This window comes from Streptomyces sp. NL15-2K (assembly GCF_030551255.1).
GTDB lineage: Bacteria > Actinomycetota > Actinomycetes > Streptomycetales > Streptomycetaceae > Streptomyces.
In genome coordinates this window covers 7,680,845-7,704,522 of record NZ_CP130630.1, presented here as the reverse complement: position 1 = coordinate 7,704,522, position 23,678 = coordinate 7,680,845, and the positions used below count along the sequence as shown (strand labels likewise).

Genomic DNA, 23,678 nt, shown 5'->3' with positions numbered 1-23,678 from the left:
GCGACTGAAAACGCCGGGTGCCTGGACAAAGCGCGGGCACCAACCCCGCACAGCCCTCCCCAAGGCCCCCTGTAGCCCCGTACCAGCAACGACAGATACCGTTCGCTACATGCCCGACTACCTCGACGACCTCCGCTTCGCCCACGTCCTCGCGGACGCGGCAGACGCGGCCACCATGGCCCGCTTCAAGGCCCTAGACCTCAAGGTCGACACGAAGCCGGACATGACCCCGGTCAGCGAAGCGGACAAGGCCGCGGAAGAACTCATCCGCGGCCAACTCGGGCGCGCCCGCCCCCGCGACGCGATCCTCGGCGAGGAGTACGGCATCCAGGGCACCGGCCCCCGCCGCTGGGTAGTCGACCCGATCGACGGCACCAAGAACTACGTACGCGGCGTCCCTGTCTGGGCCACCCTCATCTCCCTCATGGAGGCGGGCGACACCGGCTTCGAGCCCGTCGTCGGCGTCGTCTCCGCCCCCGCCCTCGGCCGCCGCTGGTGGGCCGCGAGGGGCCACGGCGCCTTCACCGGACGCAGCCTCAGCTCGGCCTCCCGCCTGCACGTCTCGCGTGTCTCGAAGCTCACGGACGCCTCCTTCGCGTACTCCTCGCTCAGCGGCTGGGAGGAACAGGGCAGGCTGGACGGCTTCCTGGACCTGACCCGCGAGGTATGGCGCACGCGCGCGTACGGCGACTTCTGGCCGTACATGCTGGTCGCCGAGGGCGCCGTCGACATCTGCGCCGAGCCGGAGCTCTCCCTGTGGGACATGGCCGCGAACGCGATCGTCGTGACGGAGGCCGGCGGCACCTTCACCGGTCTCGACGGCCGCCCGGGCCCGCACAGCGGCAACGCGGCCGCGTCGAACGGCCTGCTCCACGACGAGCTGCTGGGTTATCTCAACCAGCGTTACTGAGATAACCGGAAGAGCGCCTGCGCCCTCAACCGACCACACGCGCCCTCTTGTTGACCTCCGCTTTACCTGTCACTCTGAGAGCACCCTCATTTGTGAACTTGTGAATCCTTGAACTAACGGAGTCCGGGATTCGTAGGAGGTGCTTCCAACCCATGCTCGTCCGCGACGCCATGAGCACGGTGGTCCTCACCATCGGCCCCACCCACACCCTCCGCCAGGCCGCCGCCCTGATGTCCGCCCGCCGGGTCGGCGCGGCCATCGTCCTCGACCCGGACGCCGGCGGTATCGGCATACTCACCGAACGCGACGTACTCAACTCCGTGGGCCTGGGCCAGAGCCCGGACACGGAACCCGTCCACGCCCACACCACCACCGACGTCGTCTTCGCCGCCCCGGCCTGGACCCTGGAGGAGGCGGCCCGCGCCATGGCGCACGGCGGCTTCCGCCACCTCATCGTCCTCGACCACGACGAGCCCGTCGGCATCGTCTCGGTCCGCGACATCATCCGCTGCTGGGCCCCGGCACGACAGCCCGCACCGGCCTGAACGCGCCGGCGGGCCGGATCCCCTGTCCAGGGGATCCGGCCCGCCGAGACGTGCCCCGCCGAGAACCGACCAGACGAGACCAGATCACGCGAGACCTGATTCAGACCAGACCTGATTCAGACGAGACCTGATCAGACGAGGTCGAACCGGTCCAGGTTCATCACCTTGTCCCACGCGGCGACGAAGTCCTTCACGAACTTCTCCTTCGCGTCGTCGCTCGCGTAGACCTCCGCGAGCGCGCGCAGCTCGGAGTTCGAGCCGAAGACCAGGTCGGCACGGCTGCCGGCCCACTTCAGCTCGCCCGTGACGGCGTCGCGGCCCTCGAACGTGGTCTGGTCCTCGGACGTCGACTTCCACGTCGTGCCCAGGTCGAGCAGGTTGACGAAGAAGTCGTTGGTCAGGGACCCGGGGGTCTGGGTGAGGACGCCGAGCTGCGACTGCTGGTGGTTGGCGCCCAGGACGCGCAGACCACCGACCAGAACCGTCATCTCGGGGGCGCTCAGGGTCAGCAGGTTCGCCTTGTCGAGCAGCAGGAACTCGGCCGGCAGGCGGTTGCCCTTGCCGAGGTAGTTGCGGAACCCGTCGGCGGTCGGCTCGAGCGCGGCGAAGGACTCCGCGTCGGTGTGCTCCTCGGTCGCGTCGACGCGGCCCGGGGTGAAGGGCACCTCGATGTCGAGGCCGGCGTCCTTGGCGGCCCGCTCCACGCCCACGCAGCCACCGAGGACGATCAGGTCGGCCAAGGAGACCTTCCTGGCACCGGAGTTGAACTCCTGCTGGATGTTCTCCAGGGTGCGCAGGACCGTCGCGAGCTGCTCGGGGTCGTTGACCTCCCAGCCGCGCTGCGGCTCGAGGCGGATACGCGCGCCGTTGGCGCCGCCGCGCTTGTCGCTGCCGCGGAAGGTCGAGGCCGACGCCCACGCGGTGCTGACCAGCTCCGAGACGCTCAGGCCCGAGTCGAGGAGCTTGGTCTTGAGGGCCGCGATGTCCGCGGCGCCGATGACCTCACCCTCGGGCTCCGGCAGCGGGTCCTGCCACAGCAGGGTCTCCTCCGGGACCTCCAGGCCGAGGTACAGGGACTTCGGGCCCATGTCGCGGTGGGTCAGCTTGTACCAGGCCCGGGCGAAGGCGTCCGCGAACTGGTCGGGGTTCTCGTAGAAGCGGCGGGCGATCGGCTCGTAGACCGGGTCGAAGCGCAGCGACAGGTCGGTGGTGAGCATCATCGGGAGCTTCGTCTTCGACGGGTCGTGCGCGTCGGGGATGATCGCCTCGGCGTTCTTCGCCACCCACTGTTTGGCGCCGGCCGGGCTCTGGGTGAGCTCGTACTCGTACTCGAAGAGGTTCTTGAAGAATCCGTTGCTCCACTGGGTGGGCGTGGTCGTCCAGGTGACCTCGGGGCCGCCGGAGATGGCGTCCGCACCCTTGCCGCTGCCGTAGGTGCTCTTCCAGCCCAGGCCCTGCGCCTCCATCGGGGCAGCCTCGGGGTCGGGGCCGACGTTGTCCGACGGGCCCGCGCCGTGGGTCTTGCCGAAGGTGTGACCGCCGGCGATCAGCGCGACCGTCTCCTCGTCGTTCATCGCCATCCGGCGGAACGTCTCGCGGATGTCACGGGCCGCGGCGATCGGGTCCGGGTTGCCGTTCGGGCCCTCCGGGTTGACGTAGATGAGGCCCATCTGGACGGCACCGAGGGGGTTCTCCAGCTCGCGGTCGCCGGTGTAGCGCTTGTCGTCGAGCCAGGTGGTCTCGGGACCCCAGTAGACGTCCTCCTCCGGCTCCCAGACGTCCTCGCGCCCGCCGCCGAAGCCGAAGGTCTCGAAGCCCATCGTCTCCAGGGCGACGTTGCCGGTGAGGATCAGGAGGTCGGCCCACGAGATGCTCTGGCCGTACTTCTTCTTGACCGGCCACAGCAGGCGGCGGGCCTTGTCGAGGTTGGCGTTGTCCGGCCAGCTGTTGAGGGGGGCGAAACGCTGCTGCCCGGCTCCGGCACCGCCGCGGCCGTCGCTGATGCGGTAGGTGCCGGCGCTGTGCCAGGCCATACGGATCATCAGCGGGCCGTAGTTGCCGAAGTCGGCCGGCCACCAGTCCTGCGAGGTGGTCAGGACCTCGGCGATGTCCTGCTTCACGGCCTCGAGGTCGAGGGCCTTGAACGCCTCGGCGTAGTCGAACTCCTCACCGAGGGGGTTGGCCACGACGGGGTTCTTGGCGAGGATCTTCACGTTGAGCCGCTCCGGCCACCACTGGCGGTTTCCACCGCCCTGGGTGGGGTGCAGGGCGCGACCGTGCGCAACGGGGCAGCCGCCCGCCTCCTCCGGCTTCTCGTCTGTGACGATCGCGTCGTGGTTCTCAGTCATGGGAATCCTTCCGGACTAGCGGATCACGGTGCTCAGGAACTGCGGGCGGTGGAACGGTCGGGGCGCAGACCCCGAAGGTGACCGCGGCGACGTCGTTCGAGAAGCCTTGGCCATAGAACACCATCAGGCAGGGGGGCTCGCCGACCGTTTTCCGTCACCCGCAGGCCGGCACCGCGCAGTTCCTCGACGGTCGTAGTCGAAGTCTGGGACTCACTCAAGGGTGCCAACGTCACTTCTGCCTGTTCCTGTCGCTTGGCCAAAGCCGCTCCCGATCCTACAATGGACAATGTCTAAGTCAAGCAATGCTCCAAAGTCACATTCATTCGGGATCTGGTTCCCCTGCTGTTAGGCTGGTCTTTATGAGTGACCTTCTGGAACGACTGCGCGGCCGCGGCTGGCGGATGACCGCGCAGCGGCGTGTCGTGGCCGAGGTCCTCGACGGCGATCACGTCCACCTGACGGCCGACGAGGTCCATGCGCGGGCCGTCGCCAAGCTGCCAGAGATCTCCCGGGCGACCGTCTACAACACGCTGGGCGAGCTGGTCTCCCTCGGCGAGGTCCTCGAGGTCGCCACCGACAAGCGCGCCAAGCGGTACGACCCCAACGCCCACCGGCCGCACCACCACCTGGTCTGCGCCCAGTGCGGCGCGATCCGGGACGTCCACCCGAGCGGCAACCCGCTGGCCGACCTCCCCGACTCGGAGCGCTTCGGCTTCACGGTCTCGAACGTCGAGGTGACGTACCGCGGCGTCTGCCCGAACTGCGCGGCGGCCTAGCAAGGCCCGCGACACCCGCCGAAGCCCCGGCCCCCTTGGGAGCCGGGGCTTTGCGCTGCGTACGAAGACTCCGTGGCGAAGACTCGGCGTGAAGACTCCGCGTGACGACTCCGCGTGACGACTCCGCGTGATGACTCCATGCGTCGTACGGGCTTCCTGAATCTGACAGGTCGTCATATCGTCGTGCGGCACCCCGCCCCGTACCGAACTCCGCGAGGAGCAACCGTGGGAGATCCGCACCCAAAACTCCACGCCATCGAACTGACCCGCACCTTCGGCCGCGCCCCGCACACCGTCGACGCGCTCGGCCCGCTCGACCCGACCGTCGCCCCCGGCGAGTTCGTCTGCCTCGTCGGTCCCTCCGGCTGCGGCAAGTCCACGCTGCTGCGCATAGCGGCGGGGCTGCTCCGTCCGAGCACGGGCACGCTGGAGATCCGTACCACGCTGCGGCCCGATGTGCGGCTCCGCCGCGTGGCCCGCCCGGCCGCCATGATCTTGCTGTACGGCCCGAGCCTGCTGAACGACGACGTGGACGCGGGGGTGGCCCTGCTCCGGGCCTACATCCGCACGCTGAACACGCACTTCGCAGGGGACTACAAGAAGATGGAGGGAGACCCGCTCCCGGAGTCGAAGACGGTGAACAGGTCCTTGTACGAGGAGGCGGTGGGCCACCGCCCCTGATCTGCGCTCCGGGAACGCACCGAGGGCCGGAACCCTTTCGGATTCCGGCCCTCGGCCTTCAGTAGCGGGGACAGGATTTGAACCTGCGACCTCTGGGTTATGAGCCCAGCGAGCTACCGAGCTGCTCCACCCCGCGGCGATGAATGCAACGTTACGTCAAGGACGCGGACAGAAGCAAATCGCTTAGCCGCAGGTCGGGAGGTCCACCCCTTGACCGACAGTAAACGGGTGGCCGATGGGCATGGGCCGGGGGCCTGGGGGCGGAGCCCCCAGAAACACGAACCCGCACGCACCGGCACCGGAACGCAACCCCGGAACGCAATCCCTACGCCGACAGCTCCTGCCGCAACGCGTCCCGAAGCCGAGCCGCCCGCTCGGCCACCTCCACCGGCCCCAAGGAAACCGCCCGATCCGCCCAGCGCTGCCCCTCCGCCAGCTCCCCCCGACGCGCGTAGACCAGGGCGAGCCGCAACGCCGCCCGCCCATGCCCGGCGTCAGCCGCCCGCGTCCACCACACCGCCGCCTCCGGCTCGCTTCCCTCCCGAGCCAGCAGCAGCCCCAGATTGAACGCCCCGTTCCGCGATCCGGCCTCAGCGGCCCGCCGGTACCACCGGGCCGCCTCCACGACATCGCCCCGCGCGGCGGCCAGCATCCCGACCCGCACCTGCGCCCGCCGGTGCCCCTGCCCGGCCGCCCGCTCGTACCACTCCTCGCACTCGGTCTTCTCGTGCACCGACTCCCCGAGCTCATGCGCGGGCGCCGGCGGACGCCGGGCGTCGAGCACGGTCGCCAGCCGGTACGCGGCCTCGGCGCTGCCGCCTCCCGCCGCACACCGCAGATACCGCTCCGCCTCCGGCTCGTCCCCGTCCCGCAGCCGCGCGATACCGACCTGCAACGCCGCCTCCGTGTGCCCGGCGGCCGCGGCCCGCTCGTACCACCGCAGCGCGACGGGCTCCTCGCCCCGCCCCGCGAACAAGATCCCGAGGTTGAACGCGGCGTCGACGCTCCCGGCCTCCGCCGCCTTCGAGAACCACGGCTCCGCCCCCGCCGCGTCCCCGCCCTGCAACAGCAGGATCGCCAGCGCGTTGGCCGCCTCCCGGTGCCCGGCGTACGCGGCCCGCCGGTACCACTGCTCGGCCTGCGCGGTCCGCCCCTGCTCGGCGCAGAGCAGCGCGAGGTTGTACGCGCCGTTGTCGTCCCCGGCGTCCATCGCGGCCCGGTACCACCGCTCGGCGGTCTGCGGCTCACCCCGCTCGGCGTGCAGCGCGCCCAGCGCGTTGGCCGCGTTGCCGTCCCCGTCCTGTGCGGCCCTGAGCCACCACACGGCCGCGCTCTCGGTGTCCCCGGCGTCCCGCAGCAGGAACCCGAGCGCGCAGGCGGCGCGCGCCTCCCCGTCCTTGGCGGACGTCAGGTACCAGCGCCCGGCCTCCTTGAGCTCGCCGCGCTTCTCCAGGATCGCCCCGAGGTGCAGCGCGGCCCGCCGGTGTCCGCGCGCGGCGGCCTGCCGGTACCACTGCTCGGCCTCTTCCAGCAGAGAGGCACCGTCGTCGGCCCCGGTCTCCTCCTCGGCCGCCGCTCTGTGATCGAGCGCGCGTGCCAGTCGGTACGCCGCCTCCCGGTGCCCCCGCTCGGCCGCGGCCCGCAGCCACCGCTCGGCCCCGTCGCCGCGGTGCTCCAGAAGATCAGCGAGCGCGTACGCCCCCAGCGTGTGGCCCTGCTCGGCGGACTGGCGCAGCCAGTACTCCGCGGCGGGCTCGTCGCCCCGCTCGCGGTGATGACGGCCCAGCGCGTGCGCGGCCGCGGCGGACCCGGCGACGGCGGCGATCCGCCACCATCCGGCGGCCTCGTCGGCGTAACCACGCTGGTGAAGAAGGACCCCGAGGTTGTTGGCGGCGGCACGGTCACCGGCGGCGGTGGCGGCACGCAGATGGGGCTCGGCTCCGTCGAGATCGTCGCGGCGCAGCAGCATGGCTCCGAGGACGCTCATCGCCTCGATGTCGCCTGCTTCGGCCGCGAGCCGCCGGCGGACCTCCTCGGCGGCGTCGTCAGCCACCTCCTCGGCCTCGTCCTGCCGGGAAGGCTGCACAAATCGCCCTGTCTCGAACAGAGTTGCCTTGTCCCCCATAACGTCCATCGTCGCACCACCTGCAACCTGGGTACACCTGGTATACCGCAGCCAGTGAGGTCACTTCAGCGTTTTGTCGACATGCCCACAGAGAGACAAGTCAAACACAGATCTCTCAACTCCCCTCGGCGGCACGGCCGTCCCCCACGTCGGCACATGCGTTCGCACACCACGAAGGCCCGGATCCTTGTCAGGATCCGGGCCTTCGCTGTCGTACGACACGTCGTCGACTTCAGTAGCGGGGACAGGATTTGAACCTGCGACCTCTGGGTTATGAGCCCAGCGAGCTACCGAGCTGCTCCACCCCGCGCCGTTGTTCTGCAACCGTATCACGGCGCGGGGTGGGCTTTTCGATCAACTGCTGCCGGGACTGCCGCCAGGACTCGGACTGCCGCCGGGACTCGGACTGCCGCCTGGACTGGGGCTGCCGCTGGGACTGGGGCTGCTGCCGCCGGTCCCGCCGGCCTGGTTCTGCGCGTCCTCAGCCCGCCGCAGCGCCTCCTCCAGGTCCTTCTGCGCCTCGCCGTACGCCGTCCAGTCGTTGTCCTTCAGAGCCTGCTGGCCGGCCTCGAAGGCCTTCTGGGCGTCGTTCAACGCCTCCTGGACCGTCGGGTTGGTGGACGTCGGTGGCGGAGTGGTCGTGTCGCCCTCGTCCGGTGGTGGCTCGGTGGTCGGGCCCTCCGCTCCGAAGACCTTGTTGAGGGCCTCGTCGAGGGTGTCCTCGAAGGCGGTATTGCCTCCGTAGGACACCAACACCTTCCGCAGCAGCGGGTACTTCAGTCCACCACCGCGTACGTAGACCGGCTCCACGTAGAGCAGTCCTCCGTCGAGCGGCACCGTCAGCAGGTTGCCGTACTCGACTTCGGAGTCGCCGCCTCTCAGGAGCCTGATGGATTCGGCGATGTCCTGTTCGGAGTTGAACTGACTCTGGACCTGTTTGGGTCCGTCGACGGTCGTGCTCGTCGGCAACTTCAGGATTCTGATCTTGCCGTAGTCGGGCGTGCCCGCCTCGGCGTCGATCGACATGAACGCACTGAGGTTGTCCCGGCCGTTGGGCGTGAAGGTCGTCGTCAGCGAGAACGCCTGTGCCGCCTGGTCGGGCATCTTCATGCTCAGGTAGTACGGCGGCACCGCGTTGCCCGACTTGTTGGTCGGGTCGTCCGGCACCTGCCACACCTCGCTGCCGCTGAGGAACGTGTCCGCGTCCGCGACGTGGTAGCGGGTGAGCAGCTCGCGCTGGACCTTGAACAGGTCCTGCGGGTACCGCAGATGGGCCATGAGCGACTCCGAGATGTCGCTCTTCGACTCCACCGTGCCCGGGAACGCCTTCATCCAGGTCTTGAGGACCGGGTCCTTGGTGTCCCACTGGTAGAGCTTGACCTCGCCGGTGTACGCGTCGACGGTCGCCTTCACCGAGTTGCGGATGTAGTTGACCTGGTTCTGCTGGGCCACCACCGCGCGCGCGTTGTTGGTCGCGGTCAGAGAGTCGGCCGTCGTATCGCCGAGGGTCGTACGCGAGGAGTACGGGTATCCGTTGGTCGTCGTGTATGCGTCGACGATCCACTGGATCTTGCCGCCGACGACCGCCGGATAGGCGTCGCCGTCGATGGTCAGCCAGGGGGCCACCGCCTCGACACGCTGCTTGGGCGTGCGGTTGTACAGAATCCGCGAACCGTCGCCGATCGCCCCGGAGTAGAGGATCTGCGGCTCGCTGAACGCCACGGCGTACGCGGCCCGGTTTATCGGGTTGGAGAGGTTGACCCCATCGTCGCCGTTGTAGCTGTAGGTCTTCTCGCCGCTGTCGTCGGAGTAGTCGATCTCCTTCTGGGGACCGCCGACGATCGAGTACGTGGTGGTCTTCTCGCCGTAGTAGATCCGCTGCTGGTACGTCCCCAGGTTGCCCTTGGACGGCAGGTCGGACTCGGTGAAGACCGGGCGGCCCTCCGCGTCGGCGGTGGTTCCCTTGGCGGCGACCACGCCGTAGCCGTGGGTGTAGCGGAAGTGGTCGTTGATCCAGTTGTTCTTCGGAATGCCGTTGAGATTCAGCTCACGCAGACCGATGACCGTGTCCTGGTCCTGGCCGTCCTTGCTGTAGCGGTCGACGTCCAGGTTGGTCGGGAACGCGTAGTAGTTACGCATCTGCTGGAGCTGCTGGAACGTCGGCGAGACGATGTTCGGGTCCATGATGCGGATGCTCGCCGCGTCGGCTGCGTCGTCGCGCAGCTTGGTCTTGTCCGTCGTCGTGGGCTTGCCCTGGTACTCGGAGACCTTGGAGTCGTCGATGCCGTACGCCTCACGCGTCGCCTTGAGGTTCTTCTCGACGTACGGCGCTTCCTTGGCCTGCTCGTTCGGCTGGACCTGGAACTTCTGGACGATCGCCGGGTACAGGCCGCCGATGAGGATCGCCGAGAGCACCATCAGGCCGAAGCCGATGACGGGCAGCTGCCAGGTGCGCCGCCACAGGGTGGCGAAGAAGAGCAGGGCACAGATGACCGCGATGCAGAACAGGATCGTCTTGGCCGGCAGATAGGCGTTGGCGTCGACGTACCTGAGGCCCGTCCAGTTGTCGGTGGCCTTGAAGTCGCTGGACTTCACCGCCAGTCCGTACCGGTCGAGCCAGTAGGCGACCGCCTTGAGGGCGACGAAGATGCCCAGCAGCACCGACAGGTGCCCGGTGGCCGCGGCCGTGGCACGCGCGCCCGGGGAGGTGACCCTGAGCCCGCCGTACAGGTAGTGGGTGAGCGCGGCGGCGATCACGGAGAGGATCGCGGCGGCGAAGCCGAAGCCGAGCAGGAACCGGTACCAGGGCAGGTCGAACGCGAAGAACGACACATCGAGATGGAACTGCGGGTCCTTCTCGCCGAACGAGACGCCGTTGACCCACATCAGCCAGGTCCGCCACTGGCTGGAGGCGGAAGCGCCGGCGATCAGGCCCACCAGGGCGGTGATCCCGAGCAGCAGCCACTTCTTGTACGGCGCGATGCCCATCCGGTAGCGGTCGAGGTTCTGCTGCTCCATCGACATGGCGCTCAGCGGCGGCCGCAGCCGGTGCGCCAGCCAGATGTTGAAGCCGACCGCGAGGGCCATCAGCAGACCGAAGACGAAGAAGAGCCCGATCTTGGTCCACAGGGTGGTCGTGAACACGGACGAGTAGTTCACCGACCGGTACCAGAGCCAGTCCGTCCAGAACCCGGCGAACATGGTGAACGCCATGCCGAGAACGGCAAGGACGCCCAGCGTCATGAGCAGGGTCCGGACACGCCGGGACGGGCGGCCCACTCTGATCCGTGGCCCCGTCGGGCCTCCGCCGCGGTCCGGCATCTGGAAAGCCAAGGTGCGCACCTCGAAGTTCGCTGTTGGTCTGTCAGACCCGCGTCGTCACGGGCCGTGCGTGGGCCTCGTGATCGTAGGCCCCCACCTATGCAACTTACTCACGCTTTACTCGGTTCCCGATTCCGGCCCCGAACGAGAGAGGATTGTGACCATGTCCAACACTCCCATGGCGGCGAGCCCGCTGACCCGGGCCGTTCTCGAGATCGACGAGTACGCCTCCGGCCTCGGCTGGGACCAGCCCGCCCGCCTCTTCGCCCTCGTAGACACCGCACGGCTGCGAGCCCAGGAACCCGCCCTCGCGGCCCAGCTCGGCCTCGAGGAGGAGCAGGAGATCACCGGCCTCACCCCGATCGAGCAGGACGAGATTCCAACGGGCAAGCCGCTCGACGAGTTCCTCGGCACCATCGCCTGGCCCGACGCGGTGGTCGGCTGCGCGCTCACGGTGGAGCGCCTGATGCTGCCGCCGTCCGCCGAGGCGTCCGTCCCGGAAGGGCTGAGCGACAAGCAGCTCGCCCAGTGGGTGGCCGAGCACCCGGAGCGCCAGGAGGTCCGCATGACGGTCGCCGTACTGCGGGACGGCGCTCGCGAGTCGGCCCTGCGGCTGCGCGAGAAGGACTCCCCGACGGAGGTCCTCACCGGGTCGGACCTGGTGCCGGGTCTGGCGGAGGCGCTGGCGGCGACGTTCGAGGAGTAGCTCCGCGCGCGGCCGTCCGGGGGCGCTTCCATCCGGGGGCGCACCCCTGTCCGAGAGCGCAGCCCTGTCCGAGAGCGCAGCCCTGTCCGGGGGCGCACTTCTATCCGGTCGTGCACGTCTCTATCCGGTCGTGCACTTCGGCAGGTCGGCGGTGTCCCCGGAGCGGATGTCCTTCAAGGCGCCGAGGGCGTCGTCGATCGTGTCGACCTTGACGAGGGTGAGCCCCTTGGGGGTGTCGCTCGCGGCGGCCGCGCAGTTGTCGGCGGGCGTGAGGAAGTACTGGGCGCCCTTCTCGCGCGCGCCGACGGTCTTCATCTCGATGCCGCCGATCGGGCCGACCTTGCCCGCGTCGTCGATCGTGCCGGTACCGGCGACGAACTTGCCGCCGGTCAGGCTGCCCGGGGTGAGCTTGTCGTAAATGCCGAGCGCGAACATCAGGCCGGCGCTCGGCCCGCCGACGTCGGCGAGCTTGATGTCGATGGCGAACGGAAACGTGTGATCCGTCCCCGCGGAGATCCCGACGATGGCACGCTTCTCGCCACGGTCGTCGGAGGCCGCGGTCTTGATGGTCACGTCCGCGGTCCTGGTCGCCGTCCTGTTCTCCTTCTCGGCGGCGGCCTGCTCCTTGGCGGGCACGATGGTGAAGACGACGTCCTGACCGGGCTTGTGCTTGGTCACCAGCTCGGCGACGTCGGCCGGTTCCTTCACCGCCGTACCGTCGACGGCCTTGATCACGTCACCGGCGTGCAGCTTGCCCTCTGCCGGGGAGTCCTTGACGACGGTCGAGACGATCACCCAGGACTTCACCGGGACGTCCAGTTCCTTCAGGGCGGCGACCTTGGCGCTCTCCTGGGACTGGCTGAACTCCTCGGCGTTCTCCTGGGTGGACTGCTCCTCGGTCTTGCCGTCGGGGTAGAGGGTGTCGTGCGGCACTACCTTGTTGTCATGGGCAAGCCACCCGTACACGGCCTCGACAAGATTCATCTTGTAGTCGGCACTGGTGACCCGGACGGTGGTCATGTTCAGATGACCGCTGGTCGCATAGGTCTTCCGCCCGGAAATCTGCAGCACCGGCTCGCCGCCGTGGTCCCCGAGAGTGTTCACCGTCGGGCCCGGTGACATCTCCGCATACGGCACGTTGATGAACACTCCCGCGCACAGGAGTGCGATCAGCATCAGAGTGGAGGCGAGCATCGTCGCGGTGCGGCGTGGCATGCCACGACAGTACGGGACGCTCCTGTCAGCACACCGTCAGGGCGACGCCCGGTCAGATGCCCGGGCGGGACTTCTCCATGGCCTCGCGGAACCGGGCATACCCGTCCAGCTCGGGGCCGTCGCTCCGTATCCTGCGGGTCCGGTTGGCCCAGCTGCCCCACAGGCCGGCGCCGATCGCAGCCACGAGTGGAATCAGCAACCAGAAGAGCGCCCCCATGCCGACCTCCAACCCCACCTGAGCCACCGCAACTGACTGATCAGCAGATTAGTCATCCACACTGACAACGCTCACGGCAGGGGTGTGGTTACGCAACCGGAGGGGGTGGGGAAGGGTTCGGCAGGGGTCAGCAGGCGCCGACCCGCCCTCCCGTCGCCCGACCACCACCCCTCAACGACGGCGCTACGCGCCGACCCATTCATTGGTGCCGTCGGAGAACTTCTGGTGCTTCCAGATGGGCACCTCGTGCTTGAGGTCGTCGATCAGCTTCCGGCAGGCCTCGAAGGCCTCCCCCCGATGGGGACAGGAAACGGCGACGGCGACGGCGAGATCCCCGACCCGCAGCTCACCGACCCGATGCACCGCGGCGAGCGCCCGCACCGGATACTCCGCGACGACCTTCTCGGCGATCCGCCGCATCTCGGCCTCGGCACTGGGATGACACGAATACCCGAGCTCGTCGACGTCGGCACCCCCGTCATGATTCCGCACGGTTCCGACGAACAACGCGGTCCCCCCTGCGGCATCGTCCCCGACGGCCCGGAAGACCTCGTCCAGGGAGAGGGCCGTCTCCCGGATGGCAAGAAGCTTGATGGGGTCCTGTGCGGCCTGCTCGCCGGGATGGTCACTGATGGATGCCATGCCTCCATCGTGCCGCAAGCCGAGGATCACGGGAAATACGGCTGTCACCCGGCACACGCGCGTGGCGGTTCGGAGCCTCCTAGAGGGGAGCCTCCTAGAGGCTGCGCCAGCTCCGACGCCCGCGAGCGAGAAACAGCCGGCGCCGTCACAGCCGCAGGGCACCACACCGCCCGCCCCTCAGATCCTCCGCCGAGCCTTCCGAGCCCGCCGCACCACAGCCGCCGCCCCGAGCAGAGCCACGGTCGCCCCCGCAGCCCCCGCAGCGGTCGCATCCTTGCGACCCAGCCGCCGCCCGACCACCGTATGCCTCCCGGAAACCTCCTCCAGCAGCTCCGCCAGCACCTCTTCATTGGTCCACTGCGGCCGCCACCCCGCGTCATGCAGTCGGCTCCCACTCACCACCCAGGGGTACATCGTGTACGCCAGATCCCCCGCAGGAGACGGCGTGAGCCCGATCCGGTGCAGCCGAGCCGCGGCCCCCAGAGCGACCGCGGACGGCAGCTCCATCCGCCGGATCCCGCTCAGCTCCTCGACCTCCTCCTGCTCCAGCCACCCGTCACACCCGACGACGAGCTCCCCGTCGACCTTCTCCAGAACGGCGTACTCCAGAGCACTGCACAGATCCTCGACATGACAGAACTGCCAGGCCGGCCGCGACCCGGCGACGACCAGCAGCCGAGGCGACTCGAAGTACCTGGTCAGCGCGGTATCCGTACCCCCCACCAGCACCGCGGGCCGCACCACGGTGACATTAAGTCCGGGATGCGCACGCGGAGCGCGCCGCGCCAGCCGCTCGATCTCCAGCAGATCCCCGACCCCGGTCGCCTCCGCCGTGGCCCGCAGCTCCGCGTCCTCGGACAGCGGCAGCTCGTTGTCCGGCAGCGCTCCGTAGACCATCGAGGAGGTGCACAGCACGACCCGGTGCACCCCCGCCGCGGCCGCAGCGGTCAGCACGGTCTGTGTCCCCCGTACGTTGTAGGCCGTACGGGCGGCCGGATCGGTCTCCAGATCCAGATCGAGCGCCAGATGGACCACCGCGTCGGCCCCGCGCAGCTTCTCCGCGATGGCCGGATCCCGCACATCCAGGATGTGCCACTGCGCCGCCGCGCACTCACCGCGCCGCTCGTCGAGCGCGATGACCTGCTTGATCTCGTCCGACGCGACGAGCCGCTCGGTGAGCAGCGCGCCGATACCGGACGCGGCGCCGGTGACCGCGACGACGGGCCCTCGGGCGGCGGGACTGGTTGACTGGTTTCGCGCTGCGCGAACCTGCGGATCTGGGGAACTCACCGGGCGTCTCCAGCGGTTGTCTTCAGTACGCACGCCAGTGACGCGTACGTACCAGGTGGCATCCATCCTGCCGCAGGCCGAGAGTCGGCGAAGCACCGAGGCCCGAACCGCCCATGGTGTCTACGCTGGGTGGTGTTATCGGGCAGTCGCGCCGTCGGAGACAACCGGCGGCCTTACCAGCCGAGGAATCCCGTGAGTGACACCCCATTCGGATTCGGCCTTCCGCCGGAGGAGCCGGACGACGGCGACGAGGGCAAGAAGAAGGACCAGGAGAGCGGTGGTGGTCAGGGCCCGGCCAACCCGTTCGGTTTCGGCGGGCTGCCCGGAGCCGGTGGCTTCGGTGGCCCGGGCAGTCCAGGTGCCGACAATCCGCTCGCAGCCATGTTCGGTTCCCTGAACCCCACCGACCTGGGCGCCGCCTTCCAGCAGCTGGGCCAGATGCTCTCGTACGAGGGCGGCCCGGTGAACTGGGACATGGCCAAGCAGATCGCCCGCCAGACCGTCTCGCAGGGCACCGCGGACGGCACCAAGGACGCGAGCGTCGGCCCCGCCGAGCGCAGCTCGGTCGAGGAGGCGGTCCGCCTGGCCGACCTGTGGCTGGACGACGCGACGTCCCTGCCGTCCGGCGCGGGCTCCGCCGTGGCCTGGTCCCGCGCGGAGTGGGTCGAGGCGACCCTGCCTGCGTGGAAGGAGCTCGTCGACCCGGTCGCCGAGCGCGTCGGCACCGCCATGGGCGATGTCCTGCCCGAGGAGATGCAGGCCATGGCCGGCCCGCTGATCGGCATGATGCGTTCCATGGGCGGCGCCATGTTCGGCACGCAGATCGGTCAGGCCGTCGGCGTGCTCGCGGGCGAGGTCTTCGGCTCCACCGACATCGGCCTGCCGCTCGGCCCGGCCGGCCGGGCCGCGCTGCTGCCGGTGAACATCGAGGCGTTCGGCAAGGACCTCGGCGTGGCGAAGGAGGAGGTGCGGTTGTATCTCGCCCTGCGCGAGGCCGCCCACCAGCGCCTGTTCGCGCACGTGCCGTGGCTGCGCTCGCACCTGTTCGGCGCGGTCGACGGCTACGCGCGCGGGATCAAGGTCGACACGGCCAAGCTGGAGGACGTGGTCGGCCAGTTCGACCCGCAGAATCCGGAGCAGCTGCAGGACGCCCTCCAGCAGGGCATGTTCCAGCCGGAGGACACACCGGAGCAGAAGGCGGCCCTGGCCCGGCTGGAGACGGCCCTGGCGCTTGTGGAGGGCTGGGTGGACGCGGTGGTCCACGCGGCGGCGAAGCCGCGTCTGTCGTCCGCCGACGCGCTGCGCGAGACCCTGCGCCGCCGCCGTGCCTCGGGCGGCCCGGCCGAGCAGACGTTCGCCACGCTGATCGGCCTGGAGCTGCGCCCGCGCCGCCTGCGCGACGCCTCGCGTCTGTGGGCCTCCCTCACGGACGCGCGCGGTGTCGACGGCCGGGACGCCCTGTGGTCCCACCCGGACATGCTGCCCACGGCCTCCGACCTGGACGACCCGGACGGCTTCGTGCACCGCGAGCAGCTGGACTTCTCCGAGCTGGACAAGATGCTCGGCGAGGCGGCGGACAAGCCCGACCTCAGGAAGAAGGACGACGGCGCCAAGGACGACAGTGGCTCCAAGGACGCGGACAGGGGCGACGACACCGAGTGAGTCTGTACGACGACGCGGTCCTCGTCCTGAAAAACCACGAGGACCAGGGAGAGCTGCGTCAGGCCTACCTGGACCACCTCGCGGCGCACCCGGACGGCGTGTGGAAAGCCTGCGCGGACGGGCACATCACGGCGAGCGCCCTGGTGATCGACCCAGAGCGCGGCGGGGTGCTGCTGACCCTGCACAAGAAGCTGCGGATGTGGCTGCAGACGGGCGGCCACTGCGAGCCCGGCGACGCCTCGCTGGAGGCGGCGGCCCTGCGGGAGGCGACGGAGGAGTCCGGCATCGCGGGGCTGACGCTGCTGCCGGGCGGCCCGGTGAGGCTCGACCGGCATCCGATCCCGCCGCCGTGCCACCGCCATTTCGACGTCCAGTACGCGGTCGTGGCACCGCCGGACGCGGCGCACGCGGTCAGCGACGAGTCGCTCGACGTGCGCTGGTTCGGATACGACGAGGTGGCGGCCGTGGCGGACGAGTCGGTCGTACGTCTGCTGGAGGCGACGCGGGCGAGGCTCTGAAGGCGTGTGTAAGCGGGCGAGGCCCTGAAGGCGTGTGTAAGGGGCGGCCGCATTGGCGGTCGCCCCTTACGTTTGCTTTCCGGACGATGCCGAACGGCGTCAACTGTTGCTGCCCCCGAGGGAGTTCCCGCGCAGCCCGCCGCTGCCCATGCCGAACTGGCCGAGGACCCCCGACGTGCGCAGATGCTGCGGCGGCAGCAGCTCACTGGGCTGCACCAGGACATGGCCCGTCCCGGAGAACTGCATCTCCCAGCCCTCGCCGGTGGAACCCCTGCGGCGCCACACGGCGGACGTGGAGGTAGGGGCCTGGAGCTGGGTCCGCAGGGACGTGGACCAGGCGACGACCGCGTCCGCGTCGCAGCAGACGTTCTTCTCCGGGGTCACCTCCAGCACCAGCGGCTCGCCCGAGGTCATGAGGACGACCTGCCCGGAGCCGGTGAGCTCCAGGTTGTAGGCACCCGCCGAGGCCACCTCCACCGCGCTGTCGACCGCGACGATGCCGACCCCGAGGGAGCCGTCGAAGGCGAGCACGTAGGAGCTGTCGACCGTGATGCCGCGGCCGACCTCCATGATGTGCAGGTGCTGGGCGAGGTTGGCCAGGTAGACGGTGCCGTTGCCCTTGCAGCGCATGAGTTCCAGGCGCTCGCCGGTCATGCGTTCGACGTTGCGCCAGCTGCGGTTGCGGTACTGGCTGTCGAAGTCCACCTGTCCCTCGAAGGCCACCATGGCGCCCTGCCGCGCGAGCACGGCGCTGTTGCCCTGGGTGACGTCGGTCTTGAGGAGCTGCGGGTTCTGCAGGGTGTACCGGCCGGTGGACTCCACCGGAACGTGTGCGAAGAGTGTGCTGTGCATGATGTGCCTGGTGCTCCCCTCAGCCCCGGATCTTGAATCGGTCGCCGGTGTCCTCGCTCGGCTGGACGACCACGAAGCCCTGCCCCTTGAAGCCGATCTGGAAGGCCTCGCCGCTGCCCCGGCCGATGAGGGCACTCGCCTTGACCGAGCGTCGGGCCTTCATGTCCATGCCGGTCGTCCAGGCGATGAGCGCGTCCGGGTCGACGTACGTCTCCCGTTCGGCGCAGTCCAGGGCCATGGGAATGCCCCGGCTGACCAGCGCGACCCAGCCCGTGCCCCGTACGACGAGGTTGGTCAGGCCGGAGCCGGACAGCTTGGCGAGCCCCTTGACCGGTTCGATGGTCAGCTCCAGGGAGGCGTCGCAGGCCAGCAGCGTGGCGCCGTTGACCGAGAGCGCCTCGCCGCTCAGGTGGAGGACGATGATGTCGCCGCCGTAGTCGGCGAGGTAGAGGTCGCCGTCACCGCGGCAGAGCATCAGCCTGCCGCCCTCGCCGGTGACCATCGCCTCCGCGGTACGGCGGAGGCTGCCGGGCGGCGCGTCGAACTGCACATAGCCCTCGTAGGCGATCATCGAGCCGGCCTTGGCCAGCAGATCGTGCCCGGTGGCCATGGTGACCTTGAGCGTCTTGGAGCTGTGCACACTCATCCGGACGCCGGTCGCGGGGGCGCGGTGCGCACTCAGAGTCTGGGAGTCCATGGGCCTCATACCTCGAAGGGCTGTACGACGACGAAGTTTCCGGGGGCGCCCCGGAACTGGAGGTTCACGGCCTCGGAGGCCTGCCGCGAGTATCCGGACCGGCGCAGCCTGAGCGCGGTCGTGGTGACGGCCTGTGCACCGGCGGACCAGGCGATCACGGCGTTGCCGTCGACATAGGTGGCCGGGCCCACGGGGATGACGACCGGCACGCCGCGGGTCTTCACGGCGACCGCTCCCGTGCCGGAGAAGAGCATGCTGAACAGGCCTCCGCCGGGCAGCCCCGCGCCCTCGATGCGGCGGACCTCGGTGTCCAGGGCCTCGTCGAAGGCGAGCACACCTTGCGCGCTGGTGTAGAGCTGCTCCCCCTGGAGGCGGATGACGAACACCCGGCTGGCCTCGTCGGCGAGGAAGACCTCGCCGTCCCCGGAGCAGCGCATCAGGGACATGCCCTGGCCGGTGAGCGCACCGGTGAGCTTGCCGAGCAGGCCGGAGCCCTTGTGGGCGAAGTCGATGTCGCCCTGGTAGGCGACCATGCTGCCCTGCTTGGCGAGGATGGAGGCGCCCTTGGTGAGCGTGGCCCGCACGAGCTGCGGGTTCTGTTCGGTCCAGCGGTCCCCTACGGGGGCTTCCGCGTACTTCGTCAGGACGACGCGTACGTTCGCCTCGGGCGGCACGGGCGCGATCGCCGTGGCTCCGCCGAAGGGCGGCTGTCCCTGACCGGGGAAGGCGGGGGCGGCGCCCGGGGGCGTGAACGTCTGAGGGCCGGCGCCGGGCGGCGTGAACATGTGCGGGCTCGTCGGCGCGGCGGGTGCCGGCGGCGGGAAGCCGGGTGGCGTGGTGCCGGGCGGGGTGATGCCGACTCCCGCGGCGGGCGTGCCCTGGGCGATCGTCGGTGCCGTGTGGACCGACGGGGCGGGCGCGGCGGCGGGGGCAGGAGCCGGTGCGGGTGGGGGCGCGCCGAACGTGGGTGCGGGCGCGGGCGGCGCGGCGGCCTGGGGCGGCGGCGCGAACGTCGGTGCCTGGGTCTGCGCCGGGACGGCCGGCGCGGGCTCCTCCTCGGCGACCTCGCCGCCGAAGTTCTTCAGCAGCGCGTCGAGGCCGCCGTCGAAGCCCTGCCCGACCGCGGCGAACCGCCACACGTCCTTCAGGTAGAAGTCGCCCAGCATCACGGCCCGCTCGGTGGAGAACTCCGAGCCGTCGAAGGAGTACCGCGCCACTTCCTCGCCGCCGGCGACGATGCGCAGGTACCCGGGGGCGATCTGTGACATCTGACCAGCGCCGTCGATCGTCGCCGTGAACGACAGCTTCTGGATCTGCGGCGGGATCTTGTCCAGCGTGACCCGGAACGACTCCGTGTCACCCGCCTGCGCGCCCAGGAGCTGGATGGACTCCTCCGGGGACTTCGGCTGATTGAAGAAGATGAAGTACCGGTCGTCCGAGAGCCGTTCGTCGGCGTCGAGCCCGAAGCAACTGATGTCGAAGGTCAGTCCGGGACCGGCGATCTGTACACCTACGTACAGATCCGTGCCCGCGGTGAGGTCACTGATCTTGGCCTTGTGGCCGCGTTGGAATTCCCTGGCCATGCGTAACGACCGTCCCCCATCCCGAATGTGAGTGCGTCGCGACAGGCTAACGGCAAACTCGGACACCGACGGAAGTCGGTACAGATCCGGTACAAAGTCCCGCGCGGGGTGCGGTACCAATCACCACTCGGAGCGGCTGTCACTCGCTCCGGGCGCCCGGCGGGTGCGGCAGCCGCTCGGCGGCGACCACTCCCTCGAGATAGCCCCGGGCCCGCTCGGTCCGCGGATAGGCCTCCAGCAACCGCCAGAAACGGGGCCCGTGTCCTGGGACGAGCAGATGCGCGAGCTCGTGGAGAAGGACGTAGTCGACGACGTATTCCGGCATGCCCTGGAGCCGGTGCGACAGGCGGATGCTGCCCTCGGAAGGGGTGCACGAGCCCCAGCGGGTGTTCTGGTTGGTGACCCAGCGCACCGAGGCCGGCCTGGCCCGGCCGTCGAAGTACTGGGCCGAAAGCCGCTCGGCACGCTCCGTCAGCTCCGCGTCCCCGAGGACCTTCTTGCTCTCCTGGGCGGCCAGTTTGTCGAGCATGACGCCCACCCAGCGCCGCTCCTCGGCCTCGGACATCCGGGCAGGGATGAGCACGACGGTGCGATCGCCCTCGCGATACGCGGAGACCGTCCGGCGTCGACGGGCACTTCTGCGCACCTCGATCGCGCTCGCCCCAGAGCCGCTCGGCGGCTGACTCGGCGTGCTGCGCTGTGGCGTTCCGGCACGGTGCAGTGGGTCGGCGGACACGCCCCGACGTTACCCGCTGCACACGGGGGAAGTCCCGAGTCCGGGAGGGTTCGGTGCCGATCCCCCACATGTGTTCGAGTCGCACGACCGACTTGTACGACGAATACCCACCGCCTGTGGACAACTTTCCGCGCCTCGCGGCGGATCCGGGCATGCTGGCTCTCGCCGGCGGAGCTGCGACGGACGTCCGACCAACGTCCGACCGACCTCCACCGGCGGACGGGGACGTTCGACGAGGGCTACGGGGGCCTGTGATGCAGCAGAGGGATCCGCAACCGATGGTTCCGATCGTGAAGCCCGCGCTCAGGCGCGGCTGGCGCGACCGCACCACCGTGCAGTTCGGCATGACACCGGCGCACGCGATGACACTGGGTCCGATGGACCCGGCGACGGCCAGTTTCCTCGATCTGCTCAACGGCACGCGCGGGCTGGCGCTCCTACGGGAGGAGGGACGCCGCATGGAGTTGCCCGACGGGCATGTCGACGCGCTGGTGGAGCGGCTGACACGGGCCGGGCTCGTCGACGACGCGCGGGGCGGCGGGCCGGCCGCGGACGCCCTGCGTGCGAAGAAGGAGGTCCTCGACCGGCTGCGCCCCGACCTGGCCTCGCTGTCCCTGAACGCCTCGGAACCGGGTGAGGCGATCGGGCTCCTGGCCGCCCGTCGGTCCCTGCGCGTCCAGATCAGGGGCGCGGGCCGGGTGGGCGCGGTGCTGGCCTCACTGCTGTCGGGGGCGGGGGTCGGCGAGGTCGACGTACGCGATGTCGGCCGCGTCGAACCGGGGGACGTCGCGCCGGGCGGACTGCCCGCCGAGTCCGTCGGCGACCGCAGGGACGAGGCCGCCCGACGGGCCGCACGGCGCTCGGCGCCGGACCGCCCGCCGCGCCGCACGCCCCGCACGCGGCTCGAAGGCGACGACCCCGGCTTTTCCCTGGTGATCCTGGCCCCGCGGGACGACATCGACGTGCACGCGCCCGCCCCGTCCGCCGCCGATCCCCTGATCGCCTCCGGCACACCCCATCTGTACGCCGGCGTGGTGGAGGGAACCGGCGTGGTCGGCCCGCTCGTTCTGCCCGGCGAGACGGGCTGCGCCGGCTGTCTGCACGAGGCCCGCACCGACCGGGACCAGGCCTGGCCCCGATTGGTCGCACAGTGGCGCTCCGGTCGGCCGCGCCCGGTGCGGCCCTGCGACCTGGCACTGGCCACGACGGTCGCGGGGCTGGCGGCCGCGCACGCGCTCGCCTTCCTGGACGGCCGGATTCCGTCGAGTGCGGGCGCCCGCTGGGAGGTCTCACTGCCCGCACTGCACTGGCACGCGCGGCCGGTCTGGGCGCACCCCGCATGCCCGTGCGGAGCAGCGGAGAAAGGTAAGGGGGAATGCGCCTCCAAGGCCGAGGAGCGGCACGAGACAATGGCGGAGCAACGACCGTCGAAGGAGTTACGCCGTAGGGCAGACGCGGCGCGGCTTGCTGGGACCTGGAGGGCGCATGTCTGATCTTCCCCGGAAGGCGGTCACCCGTACCGCCAAGCTCGCCGCGCTCCCGCTCGGTTTCGCCGGTCGGGCGACTTGGGGGCTCGGAAGGCGGATAGTGGGCGAGTCCGCGGAGATGGTCGGCCGCGAGCTGCAACAGCGCACCGCCGAGCAGTTGTTCAAAGTGCTCGGCGAGCTGAAGGGCGGCGCGATGAAGTTCGGGCAGGCCCTGTCCGTCTTCGAGTCGGCGCTCCCCGAGGAGGTCGCCGGCCCCTACCGGGCGGCGCTGACGAAGCTCCAGGAGGCGGCGCCGCCGATGCCGACGCGCACCGTGCACGCGGTGCTGGCGAAGCGGCTCGGGGAGGACTGGCAGCAACTGTTCCTCGAGTTCGAGGACAAGCCCTCGGCGGCCGCCTCGATCGGGCAGGTGCACCGCGGGGTGTGGCACGACGGCCGCGAGGTGGCGGTCAAGGTTCAGTACCCGGGTGCCGGCGAGGCCCTGCTGTCCGATCTGAACCAGCTGAGCCGTTTCGCCCGTCTGCTGGGCCCGCTCATTCCGGGCATGGACCTCAAGCCGCTGATCGCGGAGCTCAAGGACCGGGTCTCCGAGGAACTGGACTACGGCCTGGAGGCGCAGGCCCAGCAGGCCCACGCCGAGGAGTTCACGGACGATCCGGACGTCGTGGTGCCCTGTGTGGTCCACCAGTGCGACGAGGTCCTGATCACGGAGTGGATGGAGGGCGTCCCTCTGTCGGAGGTGATCGCCGACGGCACGCAGGAGCAGCGTGACCGCGCCGGTCAGCTGCTGGCCCGCTTCCTCTTCTCCGGCCCCGCCCGCACGGGCCTGCTGCACGCCGACCCGCACCCGGGCAACTTCCGCCTCCTGCCGGGCGACCCGGACGGCGAGGACGACTGGCGCCTGGGCGTCCTGGACTTCGGCACGGTCGACCGCCTCCCGGGCGGCCTGCCGACCCCGATCGGCACCTCCCTGCGCATGACGCTCGACGGCGAGGCGGAGGCCGTCTACGAACTGCTGCGCACAGAGGGCTTCGTCAAGGAATCGATAGAGCTGGACCCGGACGCCGTCCTCGACTATCTCCTGCCGATCATCGAACCGGCCCAGGTCCATGAGTTCACCTTCACCCGCGGCTGGATGCGCAGCCAGGCCGCCCGGATCGCCGACCCCCGCTCCCCCGCGTACCAGCTGGGCAAGCAGCTCAACCTGCCCCCCGCGTACCTCCTCATCCACCGTGTGACGCTGAGCACGATCGGCGTGCTGTGCCAACTGGGCGCGACGGTGCGTCTGCGCGAGGAACTTCAGAAGTGGCTGCCGGGGTTCGTGCCGGAGGAGGACCTGGAGGAGGAACCGGCCGCCGAGGCGTGAG

The 23,678-nt window shown here is 70.0% G+C and carries 19 protein-coding genes, 2 tRNA genes and 2 pseudogenes; 10 read left to right on the top strand and 13 right to left on the bottom strand.

The features are described 5' to 3' along the window. Positions 1–109: 109 nt before the first annotated feature. Together hisN and Q4V64_RS34855 are read left to right on the top strand one after the other, a co-directional pair. Entirely contained in the window at positions 110–910 is an 801-nt protein-coding gene (gene hisN / locus Q4V64_RS34860) for a histidinol-phosphatase (RefSeq protein WP_124439261.1), read from the top strand. Positions 911–1,062: 152 nt separating this feature from the next. Beyond that, positions 1,063–1,455: a CBS domain-containing protein gene (locus Q4V64_RS34855; protein WP_124439262.1), complete on the top strand. Its 393-nt coding sequence runs from the start codon at positions 1,063–1,065 to the stop codon at positions 1,453–1,455. A 131-nt stretch (positions 1,456–1,586) separates the two neighbouring features. Here the strand turns inward: Q4V64_RS34855 and katG are convergent, their stop codons facing one another. Beyond that, positions 1,587–3,803 carry a catalase/peroxidase HPI gene (gene katG, locus Q4V64_RS34850; RefSeq protein WP_124439263.1) on the bottom strand — a complete coding sequence of 739 codons (2,217 nt, stop codon included), beginning with the start codon at positions 3,801–3,803 and terminating at the stop codon, positions 1,587–1,589. A gap of 359 nt (positions 3,804–4,162) precedes the next feature. On the opposite strand from katG, the gene Q4V64_RS34845 reads away from it, so the two are divergent. From Q4V64_RS34845 to Q4V64_RS55420, 3 genes and pseudogenes are all read left to right on the top strand, one after another. Beyond that, positions 4,163–4,579, top strand: coding sequence for a Fur family transcriptional regulator (locus tag Q4V64_RS34845; RefSeq protein ID WP_124439264.1), 417 nt, complete (start codon positions 4,163–4,165; stop codon positions 4,577–4,579). A 225-nt stretch (positions 4,580–4,804) separates the two neighbouring features. Continuing rightward, positions 4,805–5,023 (top strand): annotated as a pseudogene (locus Q4V64_RS34840) (ATP-binding cassette domain-containing protein); the annotation flags it as partial. A 51-nt stretch (positions 5,024–5,074) separates the two neighbouring features. Continuing rightward, positions 5,075–5,260: pseudogene (locus tag Q4V64_RS55420) on the top strand (hypothetical protein); the annotation flags it as partial. Between the two features lie 62 nt (positions 5,261–5,322). Here Q4V64_RS55420 and Q4V64_RS34835 read toward each other — a convergent pair. From Q4V64_RS34835 to Q4V64_RS34820, 4 genes are all read right to left on the bottom strand, one after another. Continuing rightward, positions 5,323–5,396: transfer RNA gene (locus Q4V64_RS34835), tRNA-Met, on the bottom strand. A 189-nt stretch (positions 5,397–5,585) separates the two neighbouring features. After that, on the bottom strand, positions 5,586–7,394 hold the full coding sequence (locus Q4V64_RS34830; protein WP_124439265.1) for an SEL1-like repeat protein: 1,809 nt from the start codon (positions 7,392–7,394) through the stop codon (positions 5,586–5,588). A 227-nt stretch (positions 7,395–7,621) separates the two neighbouring features. Then, positions 7,622–7,695, bottom strand: a tRNA-Met gene (locus Q4V64_RS34825). Positions 7,696–7,739: 44 nt separating this feature from the next. Further along, positions 7,740–10,706, bottom strand: a complete 2,967-nt coding sequence (locus Q4V64_RS34820; RefSeq protein WP_124439298.1) for a UPF0182 family protein — start codon at positions 10,704–10,706, stop codon at positions 7,740–7,742. A 163-nt stretch (positions 10,707–10,869) separates the two neighbouring features. Between Q4V64_RS34820 and Q4V64_RS34815 the strand changes: the two genes are divergently transcribed. After that, entirely contained in the window at positions 10,870–11,412 is a 543-nt protein-coding gene (locus Q4V64_RS34815) for a PPA1309 family protein (RefSeq protein WP_172629123.1), read from the top strand. Positions 11,413–11,532: 120 nt separating this feature from the next. On the opposite strand, the gene Q4V64_RS34810 is transcribed toward Q4V64_RS34815, so the two are convergent. The 4 genes from Q4V64_RS34810 to Q4V64_RS34795 form a co-directional block, all read right to left on the bottom strand. After that, the gene (locus Q4V64_RS34810; RefSeq protein ID WP_124439266.1) at positions 11,533–12,627 is read right to left on the bottom strand and encodes a PDZ domain-containing protein; all 1,095 of its coding nucleotides are present in this window, start codon (positions 12,625–12,627) and stop codon (positions 11,533–11,535) included. A 52-nt stretch (positions 12,628–12,679) separates the two neighbouring features. After that, positions 12,680–12,862, bottom strand: coding sequence for a hypothetical protein (locus tag Q4V64_RS34805; RefSeq protein ID WP_148100374.1), 183 nt, complete (start codon positions 12,860–12,862; stop codon positions 12,680–12,682). 165 nt (positions 12,863–13,027) lie between these two features. After that, a complete protein-coding gene (locus tag Q4V64_RS34800; RefSeq protein ID WP_124439267.1) occupies positions 13,028–13,486 on the bottom strand; it encodes a molybdenum cofactor biosynthesis protein MoaE in 459 nt (152 codons plus the stop codon). Between the two features lie 177 nt (positions 13,487–13,663). After that, positions 13,664–14,776 (bottom strand): SDR family oxidoreductase, encoded by a 1,113-nt coding sequence (locus tag Q4V64_RS34795; protein WP_124439268.1) that lies wholly within the window; start codon positions 14,774–14,776, stop codon positions 13,664–13,666. A gap of 192 nt (positions 14,777–14,968) precedes the next feature. Here Q4V64_RS34795 and Q4V64_RS34790 point away from each other — a divergent pair, with 192 nt between their 5' ends. Beyond that, positions 14,969–16,438 carry a zinc-dependent metalloprotease gene (locus Q4V64_RS34790; protein ID WP_124439269.1) on the top strand — a complete coding sequence of 490 codons (1,470 nt, stop codon included), beginning with the start codon at positions 14,969–14,971 and terminating at the stop codon, positions 16,436–16,438. Continuing rightward, a complete protein-coding gene (locus Q4V64_RS34785) occupies positions 16,435–16,956 on the top strand; it encodes an NUDIX hydrolase (RefSeq protein WP_124439270.1) in 522 nt (173 codons plus the stop codon). The genes Q4V64_RS34790 and Q4V64_RS34785 overlap by 4 nt, the downstream gene beginning before the upstream one ends. Before the next feature lie 99 nt (positions 16,957–17,055). Here the strand turns inward: Q4V64_RS34785 and Q4V64_RS34780 are convergent, their stop codons facing one another. The 4 genes from Q4V64_RS34780 to Q4V64_RS34765 all read right to left on the bottom strand — a co-directional run bounded on the left by Q4V64_RS34780 (position 17,056) and on the right by Q4V64_RS34765 (position 20,824). Next, a complete protein-coding gene (locus tag Q4V64_RS34780) occupies positions 17,056–17,808 on the bottom strand; it encodes an AIM24 family protein (RefSeq protein WP_124439271.1) in 753 nt (250 codons plus the stop codon). Positions 17,809–17,827: 19 nt separating this feature from the next. Then, positions 17,828–18,505: an AIM24 family protein gene (locus Q4V64_RS34775; protein WP_124439272.1), complete on the bottom strand. Its 678-nt coding sequence runs from the start codon at positions 18,503–18,505 to the stop codon at positions 17,828–17,830. 5 nt (positions 18,506–18,510) lie between these two features. Further along, entirely contained in the window at positions 18,511–20,088 is a 1,578-nt protein-coding gene (locus Q4V64_RS34770) for a TerD family protein (protein ID WP_124439273.1), read from the bottom strand. Positions 20,089–20,227: 139 nt separating this feature from the next. Then, on the bottom strand, positions 20,228–20,824 hold the full coding sequence (locus tag Q4V64_RS34765; protein ID WP_124439274.1) for a M48 family metallopeptidase: 597 nt from the start codon (positions 20,822–20,824) through the stop codon (positions 20,228–20,230). 278 nt (positions 20,825–21,102) lie between these two features. Here Q4V64_RS34765 and Q4V64_RS34760 point away from each other — a divergent pair, with 278 nt between their 5' ends. Next, positions 21,103–22,317, top strand: coding sequence for a TOMM precursor leader peptide-binding protein (locus Q4V64_RS34760; RefSeq protein WP_124439275.1), 1,215 nt, complete (start codon positions 21,103–21,105; stop codon positions 22,315–22,317). Then, entirely contained in the window at positions 22,310–23,677 is a 1,368-nt protein-coding gene (locus Q4V64_RS34755) for an AarF/ABC1/UbiB kinase family protein (RefSeq protein ID WP_124439276.1), read from the top strand. The genes Q4V64_RS34760 and Q4V64_RS34755 overlap by 8 nt, the downstream gene beginning before the upstream one ends. The last annotated feature ends 1 nt before the right edge of the window (position 23,678 follow it).